Below are 16,401 nucleotides of genomic sequence, written 5' to 3'. Positions count from 1 at the left end.
TTATTTTTACCGGTTGGTTTTTGCTGCTGTTGGATATTAATTTAGAAATGGGTAAAGTGAGCCCTGACTCAATCTTAACTTAAGGCAGAGATAATGAAAATTGACGGTAACGGATGGTTAACAGAGGTTAAAAAGGTACCATCGCCTTTCTATGACCAACGTCCGCAATCAGCAGAAATCTCTCTGCTGGTGGTTCATAATATCTCTCTTCCTCCCGGTCAGTATGGCGGAAACGCTATCGAAGCGTTTTTTACCGGTAAGCTTTCTGCTGATGGACACCCATTTTTTAAGGTGATAGAAAAAATGCGTGTTTCCGCCCATTGTCTGATAAAGAGAACAGGTGAAATCGTACAGTTTGTTTCGTTTCAGGACAGGGCCTGGCATGCAGGAAAATCTGCATTTGCCGGTGTTGAACGTTGTAATGATTACTCAATCGGTATCGAACTTGAAGGAACCGATTATGATGCTTATACCGAACAACAATATCAGTCACTGGCGGGAGTCACCTCTCTGCTACAACAGCAGTACCCTATAATTACCTCTCACCGAGTAACCGGCCATCAATATATCGCTCCCCTGAGAAAAACCGATCCGGGTTTGACCTTCGACTGGCGTTATTTTCGCAGCCTGATCGACTGATTTCGCTTCCTGATAGAAGACGTTTTAAACAACCAATCCCAACACAAAAATTACATCTGCGTTTGCAGTAATGTAATGCCTGCTATGTCTGTTTGTACAAATATGCTTTGCAAATGTTGCTAAGTAGTTAAATTGAAAGGTTTTAATGACCTAAATCAATTTTCGTCTGGACATAAAGGTTAGTGCTATGTTAAATTCTGTCACACTTTGAAATTGGTAATACCAATTTACAGAAACCAATTGAATAAATAATAAGAGTAAAAAAATACCGAAATGGCTTATCAAAGGATTCGTCAGCCTAAGCTCTCAGATGTGATTGAGAAAGAGCTGGAAAGGTTGATTATCGAAGGAACATTCTCCCCGGGACAGCAGTTGCCGCCGGAAAGAGAACTTGCCCAGCAGTTTGAAGTATCAAGGCCTTCTATCAGAGAAGCGATTCAAAAACTGGAAGCAAGACGCCTTCTGACCCGCCGTCAGGGCGGAGGTACCTTTGTAAGTGAATCTCTGTGGCAGGGATTTTCAGACCCGTTACTCGATTTATTGTCGACTCATCAGGAAGCTCAACTAGACTTACTTGAGTCCCGTCACGCGTTAGAAGGTGTATCAGCCTATTTTGCAGCCTTGCGTGGCACAGAAGAAGATTTTCAGAGAATTCGCCAATGTCAGGAACGAATTCTTAAAGCTGAAGAAGAGAAGAACATCGAAGATGAAACCGCAGCGGTTATGGACTCCCTGATCGCTATTACGGAAGCCGCCCACAATGTTGTGTTGTTACACATTGTCCGGAGCCTGGCGCCTCTTCTTGAGCAGAATGTATTACAGAATTTAAAACTATTACACCGCCGCAATGATGTGGTGGAAAAGGTAAGTAGACACAGAGCTAATATCGTGGATGCGATACTGTCGGGTGAACCTAAGCTCGCCCGTGAAATGTCCCATTCGCACTTAGCTTATATCGAAGAAACATTGCTGGACTTAACTCGTGAAGAGAGCCGAAGAAAGCGCTCGTTACGCAGAATTCAGCAAAGTAATGAGTCGTGAAACCCATTACATGTTCATTAGATCCAACAAAACAAAAGGATAGATCGCCATGTCTGAAGTCATGAAGAATGACGTTGATGCACTGGAAACACAAGAGTGGCTACAAGCTCTTGAATCAGTCGTACGTGAAGAAGGTGTCGAGCGTGCCCAGTTCTTACTTGAGCAAGTTTTAGATAAAGCACGCCTTGATGGTGTAGATATGCCAACAGGCATCACTACAAACTATATCAATACCATTCCTGCCGACCAAGAACCAGCCTACCCGGGTGACACAACATTAGAACGCCGTATCCGCTCAATCATTCGCTGGAATGCGATTATGATTGTTCTTCGTGCGTCTAAGAAAGATTTAGAGCTTGGCGGCCACATGGCGTCTTTCCAGTCATCAGTTTCTTTTTATGAAACTGGCTTTAACCACTTTTTCCGCGCCCCTAACGAAAAAGATGGCGGTGATCTGGTTTACTATCAGGGTCATATCTCTCCGGGTATCTACTCCCGTGCATTTGTTGAAGGCCGCCTGAGCGAAGAGCAACTGGATAACTTCCGTCAGGAAGTAGACGGTAAAGGTATTCCTTCCTACCCACACCCTAAACTGATGCCTGAGTTCTGGCAGTTCCCGACAGTTTCTATGGGTCTTGGTCCTATCTCTGCTATCTATCAGGCTCGCTTCCTTAAGTACCTTGAAGGTCGTGAGATGAAAGACACCAGCGAGCAGCGCGTATATGCCTTCCTTGGTGATGGTGAGATGGATGAGCCGGAATCAAGAGGCGCAATCTCATTTGCTGCCCGTGAAAAACTGGACAACCTATGTTTTGTTATCAACTGTAACCTGCAGCGTCTTGACGGCCCTGTTATGGGTAACGGTAAGATCATTCAGGAACTTGAAGGTCTGTTTAAAGGCGCAGGCTGGAACGTAGTGAAAGTTATCTGGGGTAGCAGCTGGGATGCACTTCTGGCAAAAGACACTTCAGGCAAACTACTTCAGCTAATGAACGAAGTTGTTGATGGTGACTACCAGACATTTAAGTCAAAAGACGGCGCTTATGTACGTGAGCACTTCTTCGGTCGTTACCCTGAAACGGCTGCACTAGTCGCTGATATGACAGACGATGAGATCTTTGCCCTGAAACGTGGTGGTCATGATTCATCTAAACTGTATGCTGCTTATAAGAATGCAGAAATGACTAAAGACCGTCCGACGGTAATTCTTGCTAAGACGGTTAAAGGTTACGGTATGGGTGCTGCTGCGGAAGGTATGAACATTGCCCATCAGGTTAAGAAGATGGACATGAGCCATGTTAGCCACATGCGTGACCGTTTAGGTCTGCAGGATCTGGTTTCTGATGAAGATCTAAAAACACTGCCGTATCTGAAGCTGGAAGAAGGTTCGAAAGAGTATGAATATCTGCATGCCCGTCGTTCTTCCCTACACGGTTATACGCCAGTACGTCTGCCTAAGTTTACTCAGGAATTTATTACTCCTGAGCTAGAAGAGTTTAAGCCTCTGCTTGAAGAGCAGAAGCGTGATATCTCATCAACAATGGCCTTTGTTCGTGCCCTGAACGTTCTGCTGAAGAACAAAAACATTGGTAAGAACATTGTTCCTATTATTGCTGATGAAGCCCGTACCTTTGGTATGGAAGGCCTGTTCCGTCAGGTAGGTATTTATAACCCTCGTGGTCAGAAATACACCCCACAGGATCGTGATATCGTTTCTTACTATAAAGAAGCTAAATCTGGTCAGGTTCTGCAGGAAGGTATCAACGAACTGGGTGCTATGTCTTCATGGGTAGCAGCTGCTACGTCATACAGCACCAACGATCTGCCAATGATCCCGTTCTATATCTACTACTCAATGTTTGGTTTCCAACGTGTTGGTGATATGGCATGGATGGCGGGTGACCAGCAGGCGCGTGGCTTCCTGTTAGGTGCAACAGCCGGTCGTACTACCCTGAACGGTGAAGGTCTGCAACACGAAGATGGTCACAGCCATATTATGGCTGGCACAGTTCCTAACTGTATCTCTTATGACCCGACGTTTGCTTACGAAGTAGCGGTAATCATGCAAGACGGTATCCGTCGTATGTATGGTGAGCAGGAGAACGTGTTCTACTACCTGACTCTGATGAACGAAAACTACGCAATGCCTGCAATGCCTGAAGGCGCTGAAGAAGGTATCCGTAAAGGTATCTATAAGCTGGAAAGCCACACCGCTAAAGGTAAGGCTAAAGTTCAGCTGATGAGCTCCGGTACTATCATGAATGAAGTACGTAAAGCTGCAGCAATCCTGAGCGAAGAGTACGGCGTTTCTTCTGATGTCTTCTCTGTTACTTCATTCAACGAAGTGACCCGTGATGGTCAGGAAGCTGAGCGTTACAACATGCTTCACCCTGAAGCAGAAGCGAAAGTTCCTTACATTGCTGAGGTAATGGGTAGTGAGCCTGCAATCGCTGCGACTGACTACATGAAGAACTATGCAGAGCAGGTTCGTGCATTTATGCCTTCTGAATCTTATAAGGTTCTGGGGACTGATGGCTTTGGCCGCTCTGACAGCCGTGACAACCTGCGTCGCCACTTTGAAGTAAATGCAGGATACGTAGTAGTTGCTGCACTGAATGAACTGGCGAAACGTGGTGATATCGAGAAATCTGTGGTTGCAGAAGCCATCAAGAAGTTTGATATCGACACAGAAAAAACAAACCCGCTATACGCTTAAGAGGTAGGAAAGAATAATGGCAATCGAAATTAATGTACCTGATATTGGTGCCGATGAGGTTGAAGTTACCGAGATCCTTGTAAGCGTTGGCGACAAGGTTGAAGAAGAGCAATCGCTGATTACTGTTGAAGGTGATAAGGCTTCAATGGAAGTTCCTGCCTCACAGGCGGGTGTAGTAAAAGAGATCAAAGTTGCAGAAGGCGACAAGGTAACCACCGGCTCTCTGATTATGATCTTTGAAGCTGAAGAGGGTGCCGTTGCGGCACCTGCTCCGGCCGAAGCGCCTGCTGCAGCTCCGGCTGCCGCGGTTGCTGAGCTGAAAGAAGTGAATGTTCCTGATATCGGCGGTGACGAAGTAGAAGTAACAGAGATCATGGTTTCTGTTGGTGATGCTATCGAAGAAGAGCAGTCTCTGATCACTGTTGAAGGTGACAAGGCTTCAATGGAAGTTCCTGCTCCTTTTGCCGGTGTACTGAAAGAGATCAAAGTAGCAGAAGGCGACAAGGTTTCTACCGGTTCTCTTATTATGGTATTTGAAACTGTGGGTTCTGCTCCGGCGGCTGCACCGTCAGTGCCTCAGGCTGAAGTGCCTAAAGCAGACGCACCTGCTGCTGCGAAAGAAGCGCCGAAAGCCGCTGCTCCTGTTCCGGCAGAGAAAGGTGATTTCCAGGAAAACCACGAGTATGCTCATGCCTCTCCTGTGGTACGCCGTATCGCCCGTGAGTTTGGCGTAAACCTTTCTAAAGTTAAAGGTACCGGCCGTAAGAGCCGCATCCTGAAAGAAGATGTACAGAGCTACGTTAAAGAAGCGCTGAAACGTCTTGAGTCAGGTGCTGCGTCTGGTAAAGGTGACGGCAGTGCGCTTGGTCTGCTGCCTTGGCCAAACATCGATTTCTCCAAATTTGGTGATATCGAGACTCAGCCGCTATCCAGAATTAAGAAGATTTCTGGTGCTAACCTGCACCGTAACTGGGTAATGATCCCTCACGTTACACAGTGGGATAACGCTGATATCACAGAACTGGAAAAGTTCCGTAAAGAACAGAATGCAATTGAGGCGAAAAAGGATTCTGGTGTTAAAATTACGCCGCTGGTATTCATTATGAAAGCCGCAGCAAAAGCACTGGAAGCATTCCCTACATTTAACTCGTCACTTTCTGAAGATGGTGAAAGCCTGATACTGAAGAAATACGTCAACATCGGTATTGCAGTAGATACTCCGAATGGCTTGGTTGTTCCTGTCTTTAAAGACGTGAATAAGAAAGGCATTTATGAGTTGTCTGAAGAGCTGATGGCCGTATCTAAGAAGGCTCGCGCAGGTAAACTGACCGCTGCTGATATGCAGGGTGGTTGTTTTACAATTTCTAGTCTTGGTGGCATTGGCGGTACAGCCTTTACTCCGATTGTGAATGCACCTGAAGTAGCCATTCTGGGTGTGTCTAAATCTGAGATGAAGCCTGTCTGGAATGGTCAGGATTTCATTCCACGTCTACAGCTTCCACTTTCGCTTTCCTACGATCACCGTGTGGTTGACGGAGCGGAAGGTGCACGCTTTATTACTTACTTAAACGGATGCCTATCTGACATTCGTCGCTTAGTACTGTAATTCATAACAGAACAAGGTGGCTTACGGGCCACCTTGCTTTAAAAAACAGAGCAACCGATTCCGCCACAGGAAAACTGTAAAGGAATTGTTGTGTAGCTCACAGGCTTCAGTGATTTTCTTTTCACCTTGTTAACATCTTTGTAAACTGTCGTGGTCTGAAAAGAAACTCAAAATCAGCCTGTTAGGGATAATGACTACAAGAGGTCACAATGAGCAAAGAAATTAAAGCCCAGGTAGTAGTGCTTGGTGCGGGACCAGCGGGTTACTCTGCCGCTTTCCGCTGTGCAGACCTAGGATTGGAAACTGTATTAGTAGAGCGTTATAGCTCATTAGGTGGTGTTTGTCTTAATGTTGGGTGTATCCCTTCAAAAGCACTGCTTCACGTAGCAAAAGTGATTGAAGAAGCGAAAGCTCTGGCCGATCACGGCATTGTATTTGGCGAGCCTCAGACAGATATTAATAAAATCCGTCTCTGGAAAGAGAAGGTAATCCAGCAGTTGACTGGTGGTCTTGGCGGTATGGCTAAGATGCGTAAAGTAACTGTTGTAAATGGCTACGGTAAATTTACCGGTGCAAACAGCATCGAAGTGGATGGCGAAGAAGGTAAAACCACCATTAACTTTGATAACGCTATTGTTGCTGCCGGCTCACGTCCGATTAAACTTCCGTTTATTCCTCATGAAGATCCACGTATCTGGGATTCAACAGACGCTCTGGAACTGAAAGAAGTACCGAAGAAACTTCTTATCATGGGTGGTGGCATTATCGGTCTAGAAATGGGTACCGTGTATCACTCACTGGGTTCTCAGATCGATGTTGTTGAAATGTTCGATCAGGTGATTCCGGCAGCTGACAAAGATATTGTCAGAGTGTACACCAAGCGTATTAAGAACAAGTTCAACCTGATGCTTCAGACTAAGGTGACTGCTGTTGAAGCCAAAGAAGACGGTATCTACGTCTCTATGGAAGGCAAGAAAGCACCGGCAGAAGCTGAGCGTTATGATGCGGTTCTGGTTGCTATTGGCCGTGTACCAAACGGTAAGTTGATCGACGCTGAAAAAGCAGGTGTTGAAGTTGATGAGCGTGGCTTTATCAATGTTGATAAGCAGATGCGTACTAACGTACCTCATATCCACGCTATCGGTGACATTGTTGGTCAGCCAATGCTGGCGCACAAAGGTGTGCATGAAGGCCATGTAGCCGCAGAAGTTATCTCTGGTAAGAAGCACTACTTCGATCCTAAAGTAATTCCTTCTATCGCTTATACTGAGCCGGAAGTAGCATGGGTTGGTAAGACAGAGAAAGAAGCGAAAGAAGAAGGCATTAAGTACGAAGTAGCGACCTTCCCTTGGGCTGCATCTGGTCGTGCTATCGCATCTGACTGCTCTGACGGCCTGACTAAGCTAATCTTCGATAAAGAGACTCATCGTGTTATCGGTGGTGCCATTGTCGGTACTAACGGTGGTGAGCTTCTGGGTGAAATTGGTCTGGCTATCGAAATGGGTTGTGATGCAGAGGATATCGCTCTGACTATTCACGCTCACCCGACACTACATGAATCAGTAGGTCTGGCTGCAGAAGTGTTTGAAGGTACGGTTACGGATCTTCCAAACCCTAAAGCGAAGAAGAAAAAGTAATTAATACTTTGACTGAATGATAAAAACCGCCTTTACCGGCGGTTTTTTTATATAAAAAAACGACCGATAAAACGGTCGCTTTTTACAATGCAGCCTAGTGCTTATTGATCATCTTTATAGATGCACAGCATATTCAGGAAGCTGTCGGCAAACATCTCAAGATGCTCTCTGTCTGTTCCTCTGTGCGCTTCCAGATAGATAGCGTAGCAGATAGCCTGGAACATCTTCGTCAGGTTCTCTGTGTCTTGCTTATCGCAGATTTCGCCGCGGCTGATAGACTGCTCAAACATGCTCTGTACTAACAGGCGGCTGTTCTTGTTCAGTGACATATAAAGAGGCCACACTTCGTCACGGGTGGAAGCACTCCACTCAAACCAGACTTTTAGCCAGTGGCTGTCTTCTTCAACCAGATCAATCATACAGTGACAGATGTTTTTCAGGTTCTCTTTTGCATGCAGTGAAGTGTCGATATTTTCGTTAAGGAAGCCGGAGAAATTACGTACTACATGATGCAATACTTCATCAACCAGATCTTCACGAGTCGGGAAGTAGTTAAATACCGTTGCAACTGATACTTGTGCAACTTCAGCGATATCAGCGTGGCCACCGCGACCGATACCTCTGCGGGCGAAAACTTCTAATGCGATATCCATCAATTGAAGTTTTCTTTTTTGTGGGGAAAGCCTAGTCCGTGGACGTTTCGTTACCATATCCATAATAGTGTTTACCTTGCCAAGATGTTGTTTAAATTATATTTCTTTAACTTATATCTTATATATATAAGCTCTATGAGTGTACAGGTGCATATATTTTAGGTCAATTACTCTTGTTTATATTTATGTCACTAATTTGAGACTTAGCAAAAAAATTACTGATTTTATTTGTTGGCTTGGATCAAAGTAACATTTTCAACAATAAGGGTTAGTTAACTTGTTAAGTAATATTTCTGCCGCAATTTCTGATAGCAAGCGTATAATACGCACTGGTGTTAACGAAACGAGTAGAGCATGAAACATACAGTTGAAGTGATGATCTCTGAGCAAGAGGTACAGAAACGAGTTCAGGAATTAGGGAAACAAATTACTGAGTATTATGGAGAGTCAGAAGATCTTGTTTTAGTTGGCTTACTGAGAGGCTCGTTTGTCTTTATGGCTGATCTGGCACGTGCAATTGAAAAAGGACATTCTGTCGACTTTATGACTGCATCCAGCTATGGCGATTCGATGGAGAGCTCGCGGGATGTCAGAATCCTTAAAGATCTTGATGATGATATCAAAGGCAAAGATGTTCTTCTGGTCGAAGATATTATTGATACCGGCAATACTCTGAGCAAGGTGTGTGAGATCCTTTCTATCAGGGAGCCAAATTCTATTCAGATCTGTACCTTACTGGATAAGCCTTCACGTCGTGAAGTTGAGGTGGATGTTAAGTGGGTAGGATTTGAGATTCCGGATGAGTTTGTTGTCGGCGTCGGTATTGACTACGCTCAGAAATATCGTCATTTACCATACATAGGTAAGGTAGTACCTCAGGAGTAACTGAGACGGAAACTTTTTTTAAATTCAAGGGAGGCAATCGTTTGGCCTCCCTTTTTCTGTTGTTTAACGTGAAAGTTTGTTTTGGGTTATTTTATCCAGCGCCTGCTGATAAACATTGTCCAGTGACTCCTGACTATCGCAGCGCATACCAAGGTCGACCAGTTTTCCGTCTCCGATACCGTAGATAACACCGTGAACATCTACTTTCTGGCCTCGCTCCCATGCATTTTGCATTATGGTTGAGTTACCAAGGTTATAAACCTGCTCTGCAACGTTAATCTCGCACAGCTTGTCTCCAACCTGTTCCTCCGGCAGCTCACTCAGCCAGCTTTTATGCTTGATGTAGAGATCGCGGATATGCAGAATCCAGTTGTTGATTAAGCCAAGCTTAGGGTTTTCGATAGATGCATTTACACCACCGCAGCCATAGTGACCACATACGATTACGTGCTTGACTTTCAGGACATCAATGGCGTACTGAACTACGGACAGGCAGTTTAGATCAGTATGAATCACCTGATTGGCCACGTTTCTGTGCACGAATAGCTCGCCAGAATCCAGTCCGGTTAATAACTCTGCTGGTACACGGCTATCTGAACATCCAATCCATAGATACTCAGGTCTTTGTCGGTTAACTAATTTAGTGAAATACTCCGGGCTTTCAGCGGTCATTTTGTCTGACCAGGCCGCGTTTTTATCAAATAAATTCTTAATATCTGGCATGTATATTTCCTCTGTAATCGCATTACTATACACAAGCTTATGAAAAGGTACTTGCAAATATTGACTAATATTTACATTTTATTAACTGGTAAGAGTAGTCAATAGAAATCGGAAAATCACCTCTTTGTCAGCAACAGTAATTTTAGATTTATCTAATAAAACCGTTGTTTTTTGCTATTTCATCCCCATCTTTGTTTGCAGTTGTCGGAACAAGAATAAGATTATGTACGCACTGGAAATTAGTGATTTAAGAAAAACCTACGCCGGTGGCTTTGAAGCCCTGAAAGGCGTAAGCCTTAAGGTAAAAAAAGGCGACTTTTATGCGCTGCTTGGCCCTAACGGAGCCGGTAAATCGACTACTATCGGGATAATCTCCTCTCTGGTAAACAAAACCAGCGGAGAGGTATCGGTATTCGGTCATAGCATAGATAAAGAGCTGGAGCTGGCGAAGCAGCATTTGGGGCTGGTCCCTCAGGAGTTTAACTTTAACCAGTTTGAGACCGTTGAGCAGATCGTTATACAGCAGGCGGGTTATTACGGCGTTTCTACAGAGTTAGCAAAACAGAGAGCGAAAAAGTATCTTAGCCAGCTGGATCTATGGGAGAAGCGGACAGAACGCGCCCGGAACCTCTCCGGCGGTATGAAGCGCAGGCTGATGATTGCCCGGGCTTTGATGCATGAGCCCCAGATCCTGATTCTGGACGAACCTACTGCCGGTGTTGATATCGAGCTGCGGCGCTCCATGTGGGAGTTCCTTAAGAAGATTAATGAGCAGGGGATTACCATTATCCTCACCACTCATTACCTCGAAGAGGCAGAGATGCTGTGCCGCAATATCGGTATTATCAATCGTGGTGAACTGATTGAAAATACCAGTATGAAAGCCTTGCTGAATAAGCTGCATGTTGAAACCTTTATTCTCGATCTTGAGCCGGGCAGTGAACAGCCAGATCTTGAAGGTGTCAATTCATCCCGGCTGGAGAATGATTCTCTTGAAATTGAGATCGATAAATCTCAGGGGCTGAACCAGATTTTCTCCCAGCTATCGGCTCAGGGAGTTAAGGTTTTATCCATGAGGAATAAGGCCAACCGACTGGAAGAGTTGTTTGTGGGAATTGTCAGAGAACAGAGTGGAAATTAAATGTATCAGTTGTACTGGACTGCTTTTAAAAGCTTATTAACCAAAGAGATCAACCGCTTTACCCGTATCTGGGTACAGACACTGGTTCCGCCGGCCATCACCATGACGCTTTATTTTATTATTTTCGGTAACCTTATCGGTTCGAGAATTGGTGAGATGAATGGCTTTAGCTATATGGAGTATATTGTGCCGGGTCTGATTATGATGTCGGTGATTACTAACTCCTACTCTAACGTGGCGTCTTCATTCTTTAGTTCAAAGTTTCAGCGAAATATTGAAGAGTTACTGGTCGCTCCGGTACCCAACTATGTGATTATCTTCGGCTTTGTTATGGGCGGTGTCGCCAGAGGTTTAGCGGTAGGTTTTATCGTTACTCTGGTATCTCTGCTGTTTGTCGATCTTCAGGTGGATCACTGGGGCATTATTATTGCCACGGTATTTATGACTTCGGTTGTATTTTCCCTTGGCGGGTTAATAAACGCGGTATTTGCCAAGACCTTTGATGATATCTCCATTATACCGACCTTTGTACTGACGCCGCTTACTTACCTTGGCGGGGTGTTCTATTCCATTAGTCTGTTACCGGAGTTTTGGCAGGGTGTCTCGAAGATAAACCCGATTGTTTATATGGTGAACGCCTTCCGTTATGGATTTTTGGGCGTATCGGATGTAGGCATTGTTACCTCTTTTGGCGTGCTGTCTGCCTTTGTACTGGCACTCTATCTGGTGGCTCATTATCTGGTCAGCCGCGGTATTGGTCTTAGAAGTTAGCGCAATGTAAAAAGGGAGCCGATAATACTATCTGCTCCCTTTTCTATTCTTCACTATAGCGATCTGTTGCTGTTAACGAGACAGAGTCACTACCTTGTTATCAATCAGCCTTGCTTTGCCTAAGAAGGCGGACATCAGAATAACCGCCTGCTCAGACGCTTGCGTCAGTGGCTGCATAGTTCTGGCATCACGGATAAAGATCTCATCAGGCTTAAAACCTGCCTGAATAAGCTGTGCGTTGGCTTTTTCAATAAGTCCGTCGATATCACACTCACCTTGCTCTAACTGCTGCCCTATCTGATTCATGGCACGGGCAACGGCAGGTGCTGACTGACGCTCTTCTGCTGTAAGCAGGCCGTTCCGCGAGCTCATGGCAAGGCCATCCTCTTCACGTACGGTTGCCACACCGATGATCTCTATATCCATACAGAGATCAGTGACCATCTGACGGATAACAGCAAGTTGCTGGAAGTCTTTCTCACCAAAGCAGGCCACATTGGGCTGAACGATATTAAACAGTTTAGTGACAATGGTGGCTACGCCGCGAAAATGGCCCGGACGGGAAGCGCCTTCCAGAATATGGGAGATTTCCGGCACTTCAACAAAGGTCTGTTTATCCAGCCCGTGGGGATACATCAGAGCCGGAGTCGGAGTAAACACATAGTTCACCCCGTCAGCTTCTAGCTTGGATAGGTCCTGTTGCAGGGTACGTGGGTAGTTATTCAGATCGTCAGCACGCTCAAACTGCATTGGGTTGACAAAGATACTGACAACAACGATATCTGCACGTTTCTGAGCCTCTCTGACCAGAGTCAGATGGCCGTTATGCAGGTTACCCATAGTCGGAACGAAGGCGATTTTCTGGCCCTTCTGACGGCAGAGGGTTAACTGCTCCCTGAGAAGCCGTGTTTCTGAGAATGTTTGCATTGCTCTGCCTTACGCTATTGTGTGATCCGGGCTTGGGAAATCACCGGATTTCACATCTTCGATATACTGAGTTACGGCTGTTCTGATATCTCCGGTCTGAGCCAGAAAGTTTTTGGAGAATTTAGGCATATAGTTGGCTGAGATACCAAACATATCGTGCATAACCAAAATCTGACCGTCAGTGACATTACCTGCACCAATACCGATAACCGGAACCTTAACCGCTTTAGTGATGCGCTCTGCCAGAGAGGCAGGTACGCATTCAAGCAGAACGATTTGTGCACCGGCGGCTTCCAGAGCCAGAGCTTCCTCAACCATTTTATCGGCTTTTTCCTGATCTCTGCCTTGCACCTTATAGCCGCCAAAAATGTTGACAGACTGAGGTGTCAGGCCAAGGTGAGCACACACTGGAACAGCACGCTCTGTCAGCATTTTAACCGTATCGACTAACCATGCACCGCCTTCCAGCTTGACCATGTTCGCGCCTGCTCTCATCAGGGTGGCTGCACTGTCACACGCTTGTTCTGGCGTGGCGTAACTCATAAAGGGCATATCCGCCATTAGCAGACAGTTTGGGCTGCCTGCACGCACACAACGGGTGTGATAAGCAACATCCTCTACCGTTACCGGCAGAGTGTCATTTTTTCCCTGCAGAACCATGCCAAGAGAGTCACCAACAAGAAGAACCGGCATCTGCTGCTGCTCAAACAGCTGGGCAAAACTGGCGTCATAGGCGGTTGAAGATGCAAACTTTTCACCTTCCTGCTTCCACTTGATCAGGTCGTTAATGGTTATTTTTTTCATAGTTTTTCCTTATCAGCTACCGGCTAAGCCTGCCAGATACTGAGTCCGTTTCTCGCGACTGACTGTAGCAGAACTTGCAGCTCGCTGCCGTCAGGGAGAATCAGGTTGGGTGTAATCTCTGCAAGAGGGTAGAGAACAAACTCTCTTGTCTTCATTCCGTAATGGGGAATGGTCAGCCGTTCTGTCTCAATAATCTGCTCACCATATAACAGGATATCCAGATCCAGTGTTCTTGGTCCCCAGCGTTCATCTTTTCTGACGCGGCCATGTTCCAGTTCTATGCGCTGGGTCTGGTCAAGTAGGTCAGTTGGTGAGAGTTGCGTCTCTATCTGGACCACGGCGTTAATGTAATCCGGCTGGTCTTCAGGCCCCATTGGCTTGCTACTATATAGCGAAGAGGCCTGAATAAACTGTGAGTCGGGAAGCTTTTTCAGCGCATCAATGGCTTGTTTAGCCTGCTGAACCGGATCCGACAGGTTGCTGCCTACGGCAATGTATACCCGGTTCATGATTTGGCTTTGCTCTTTTTGTTGCGGTAGTTACGGCGACGGCGATAACCGGACTTATCCTGACCCAGTCCGTTAACCATGGTTTGACGGGTAGCCTTATCAGCATTCTGGTAAGTGTGCCACCAGGCTGCCAGCTCTGCTGTTTCTCCGCCTTCGATTTTGCCGCGCATTTCAAGGAAATCAAAACCTGCCCGGAACTTATTCAATTCCATCAGGCGCTGGGCACGCTTACCGTTTCGTCTTGGCAGCCTGAGCTGAAGTTGCCAGATTTCACGTATGGTAGCCGTATGACGTCTCGGGATAGCCAGACTTTTCACCTGAATATCCAGAACGGTATTGCTCGCTTCCATAATGGCGTCGTAGTAACTGAAGCCTTTCTCATCCATCAGGGATTGAGCTTCTTTTTTCAGCGGATACCAGAGCATAGCGGCAAACATAAAGGCCGGGTTGATACGCTTACCTTCATTGATGCGCCTGTCGGTTGACTCTAAAACAAGTTCAAGCATCTGTTCTGCTTCGGTTTCACCGTGATCAGTAAAATCTTTAGCGATAATAGGGAACAGCGGTTTAAACAGATCGTAGTCTCTTAGCAGATAGTAGGTTTCCAGACCTTGTCCGGACTGCAGCAGTTTGAGTGACTCTTCAAACAGTCTGGCGGCAGGAATATCTTCCAGAAGATAGGCCAGATCCAGAATCGGATCGGCTGTGGTATCGCAGATATCCATATCCAGTTTGGCAGCAAAACGGATTGCCCTCAGCATACGCACCGGATCTTCACGGTAACGGGTTTCAGGATCGCCAATCAGGCGGATCAGGCTGTCATCCAGATCTTCCATCCCTTCGGTGTAGTCGTGAATACTGTAGTCGGCAATGTTGTAGTAGAGGGCATTGATGGTAAAGTCACGGCGCTCGGCATCTTCTTCGATGCTGCCATAGACATTGTCCCTTAGCAGCATGCCTTCATCAGATTGGGCAGAAATATTTTTTGTCGGTTGCTGATGGTGCCCGCGGAAGGTGGCGACTTCAATGATTTCGCGGCCAAACATAATATGAGCCAGTCTGAATCTGCGGCCGATCAGGCGGCAATTTCTGAAAAGCTGACGAATCTGTTCAGGGGTTGCATTGGTGGCAATATCAAAATCTTTTGGCTGTTTACCTAAAAGAAGATCTCGTACACCGCCGCCGACCAGAAATGCGTCGTAGCCGGCTTTGTTCAGACGGTAGAGTACTTTTAGGGCATTGGGACTGATGTCCTGCCTTGAAATGGAGTGTTCATCACGGGTGATAATGTTCAGAGTGGTATCTCCTATGCCGGTCACTTATCTAAATTGCACTCACTTTTACGCAGTGCATAAACAAGCCCGGTTATAAATGCTGTTACTTATATAAGCCCTGTTATAAATACTTTTATCTATAAAAATGGTCGCTTATATTTTGCGGCTAATCATATCCTAGTGTTCACCGTTTGAGAATGCTGATGTGATTTTGAACTCAGCCGATAGTACAGAAAGTGACCAGTTTTTACATCCCCAGTGCAGAATCTCATCTACGCTACTCTGCTGAACTTGTTGAGGAAGGCTTAAGCCTAGAAATTGCATCGCCTGAATAAGAGTCGGGCGCGGGTTAGTGATATCTATTGCCTGTGCATGATTCTGTTTAGAGAGCTTGCTTCCACTGCTGTCAGTGGCCAGAGGCAGGTGCAGATAATTGATAGGCTTTTGGCCCAGTATTTTATACAGGCTAAGTTGGCGGCCTGTCGGTTCAATAAGATCCGCGCCGCGAACCACTTCTGTCACGCCTTGTTCGATATCATCAATAACAACGGCCAGATTATAGGCATAAAGCCCGTCACGTCGCTTGATAATAAAGTCTTCTTCCGCAAGCGCGTCTGGAATCGCTATCTCACCATGTTTTTCGTCGGTAAAACGGTAGACAGGAGAGGTCATCTTTAACCGCACGGCACTTTCCTGCGGAGCCCAGTTCAGCTCACGGCAGGTACCTTGGTAGTATCCGCCCGATGCTTTTATCTGCTTACGGGTACAACGGCAGTAGTAGGCCTGACCTGAGTTCAGCCAACGGTCGATTTGCTGTTGATAAATGTGGTGACGTTGACTCTGGTAGATAACTTCACCATCCCAGTGCAGGCCGTAACTCTCCAGCGCCTGCAGGATTAACTGAGTTGCGCCGGGCATCTCCCGTGGTGGATCCAGATCTTCAATGCGTACCAGCCAGCGGCCGCGGTTGGACTTTGCCTGAAAGTAGCTGCCTAAAGCGGCTACCAGCGAACCAAAATGGAGGGGACCGGACGGAGAGGGGGCAAATCGGCCAATGTATGTCATAGTTTGTTAC

Annotated in this window: 15 protein-coding genes; 8 read left to right on the top strand and 7 right to left on the bottom strand. The window is 46.2% G+C overall.

Features of this window, described 5'->3' with window-relative positions; all coding sequences use genetic code 11:
- The first annotated feature begins 93 nt into the window (after window positions 1–93).
- The 5 genes from ampD to lpdA all read left to right on the top strand — a co-directional run bounded on the left by ampD (window position 94) and on the right by lpdA (window position 7,639).
- A complete protein-coding gene (gene ampD / locus PK654_RS12930) occupies window positions 94–639 on the top strand; it encodes a 1,6-anhydro-N-acetylmuramyl-L-alanine amidase AmpD (RefSeq protein ID WP_271696183.1) in 546 nt (181 codons plus the stop codon).
- Between the two features lie 273 nt (window positions 640–912).
- On the top strand, window positions 913–1,680 hold the full coding sequence (pdhR, locus tag PK654_RS12925) for a pyruvate dehydrogenase complex transcriptional repressor PdhR (protein WP_271696182.1): 768 nt from the start codon (window positions 913–915) through the stop codon (window positions 1,678–1,680).
- Window positions 1,681–1,729: 49 nt separating this feature from the next.
- Complete coding sequence (gene aceE, locus PK654_RS12920) at window positions 1,730–4,396, top strand: pyruvate dehydrogenase (acetyl-transferring), homodimeric type (protein ID WP_271696181.1); 2,667 nt, start codon at window positions 1,730–1,732, stop codon at window positions 4,394–4,396.
- 16 nt (window positions 4,397–4,412) lie between these two features.
- Window positions 4,413–6,002, top strand: a complete 1,590-nt coding sequence (gene aceF / locus PK654_RS12915) for a pyruvate dehydrogenase complex dihydrolipoyllysine-residue acetyltransferase (protein WP_271696180.1) — start codon at window positions 4,413–4,415, stop codon at window positions 6,000–6,002.
- 209 nt (window positions 6,003–6,211) lie between these two features.
- Complete coding sequence (lpdA, locus tag PK654_RS12910; RefSeq protein WP_271696179.1) at window positions 6,212–7,639, top strand: dihydrolipoyl dehydrogenase; 1,428 nt, start codon at window positions 6,212–6,214, stop codon at window positions 7,637–7,639.
- Window positions 7,640–7,740: 101 nt separating this feature from the next.
- On the opposite strand, the gene PK654_RS12905 is transcribed toward lpdA, so the two are convergent.
- Window positions 7,741–8,355, bottom strand: coding sequence for a TetR/AcrR family transcriptional regulator (locus PK654_RS12905; protein ID WP_271696178.1), 615 nt, complete (start codon window positions 8,353–8,355; stop codon window positions 7,741–7,743).
- Between the two features lie 291 nt (window positions 8,356–8,646).
- Here PK654_RS12905 and hpt point away from each other — a divergent pair, with 291 nt between their 5' ends.
- On the top strand, window positions 8,647–9,177 hold the full coding sequence (gene hpt / locus PK654_RS12900) for a hypoxanthine phosphoribosyltransferase (protein ID WP_271696177.1): 531 nt from the start codon (window positions 8,647–8,649) through the stop codon (window positions 9,175–9,177).
- Window positions 9,178–9,240: 63 nt separating this feature from the next.
- On the opposite strand, the gene can is transcribed toward hpt, so the two are convergent.
- Window positions 9,241–9,900 (bottom strand): carbonate dehydratase, encoded by a 660-nt coding sequence (gene can, locus PK654_RS12895; protein ID WP_271696176.1) that lies wholly within the window; start codon window positions 9,898–9,900, stop codon window positions 9,241–9,243.
- Window positions 9,901–10,123: 223 nt separating this feature from the next.
- Here can and PK654_RS12890 point away from each other — a divergent pair, with 223 nt between their 5' ends.
- Together PK654_RS12890 and PK654_RS12885 are read left to right on the top strand one after the other, a co-directional pair.
- Entirely contained in the window at window positions 10,124–11,041 is a 918-nt protein-coding gene (locus PK654_RS12890) for an ABC transporter ATP-binding protein (protein ID WP_271696175.1), read from the top strand.
- Window positions 11,042–11,812: an ABC transporter permease gene (locus PK654_RS12885; protein ID WP_271696174.1), complete on the top strand. Its 771-nt coding sequence runs from the start codon at window positions 11,042–11,044 to the stop codon at window positions 11,810–11,812.
- 72 nt (window positions 11,813–11,884) lie between these two features.
- Here the strand turns inward: PK654_RS12885 and panC are convergent, their stop codons facing one another.
- The 5 genes from panC to gluQRS form a co-directional block, all read right to left on the bottom strand.
- Window positions 11,885–12,739 (bottom strand): pantoate--beta-alanine ligase, encoded by an 855-nt coding sequence (gene panC / locus PK654_RS12880; protein ID WP_271696173.1) that lies wholly within the window; start codon window positions 12,737–12,739, stop codon window positions 11,885–11,887.
- A 9-nt stretch (window positions 12,740–12,748) separates the two neighbouring features.
- Window positions 12,749–13,543, bottom strand: coding sequence for a 3-methyl-2-oxobutanoate hydroxymethyltransferase (gene panB / locus PK654_RS12875; RefSeq protein ID WP_271696172.1), 795 nt, complete (start codon window positions 13,541–13,543; stop codon window positions 12,749–12,751).
- 23 nt (window positions 13,544–13,566) lie between these two features.
- Window positions 13,567–14,052 carry a 2-amino-4-hydroxy-6-hydroxymethyldihydropteridine diphosphokinase gene (gene folK / locus PK654_RS12870; RefSeq protein WP_271696171.1) on the bottom strand — a complete coding sequence of 162 codons (486 nt, stop codon included), beginning with the start codon at window positions 14,050–14,052 and terminating at the stop codon, window positions 13,567–13,569.
- Complete coding sequence (gene pcnB / locus PK654_RS12865) at window positions 14,049–15,371, bottom strand: polynucleotide adenylyltransferase PcnB (RefSeq protein WP_271696170.1); 1,323 nt, start codon at window positions 15,369–15,371, stop codon at window positions 14,049–14,051. The genes folK and pcnB overlap by 4 nt, the downstream gene beginning before the upstream one ends.
- A gap of 132 nt (window positions 15,372–15,503) precedes the next feature.
- Entirely contained in the window at window positions 15,504–16,391 is an 888-nt protein-coding gene (gluQRS, locus tag PK654_RS12860; RefSeq protein ID WP_271696169.1) for a tRNA glutamyl-Q(34) synthetase GluQRS, read from the bottom strand.
- Between the last annotated feature and the right edge of the window lie 10 nt (window positions 16,392–16,401).

Origin of the sequence: Vibrio sp. SCSIO 43137, assembly GCF_028201475.1 — a bacterium.
GTDB lineage: Bacteria > Pseudomonadota > Gammaproteobacteria > Enterobacterales > Vibrionaceae > Vibrio.
The sequence above is the reverse complement of the archived record's forward strand: the minus strand, read 5'-3'. Positions and strand labels throughout refer to the sequence as shown.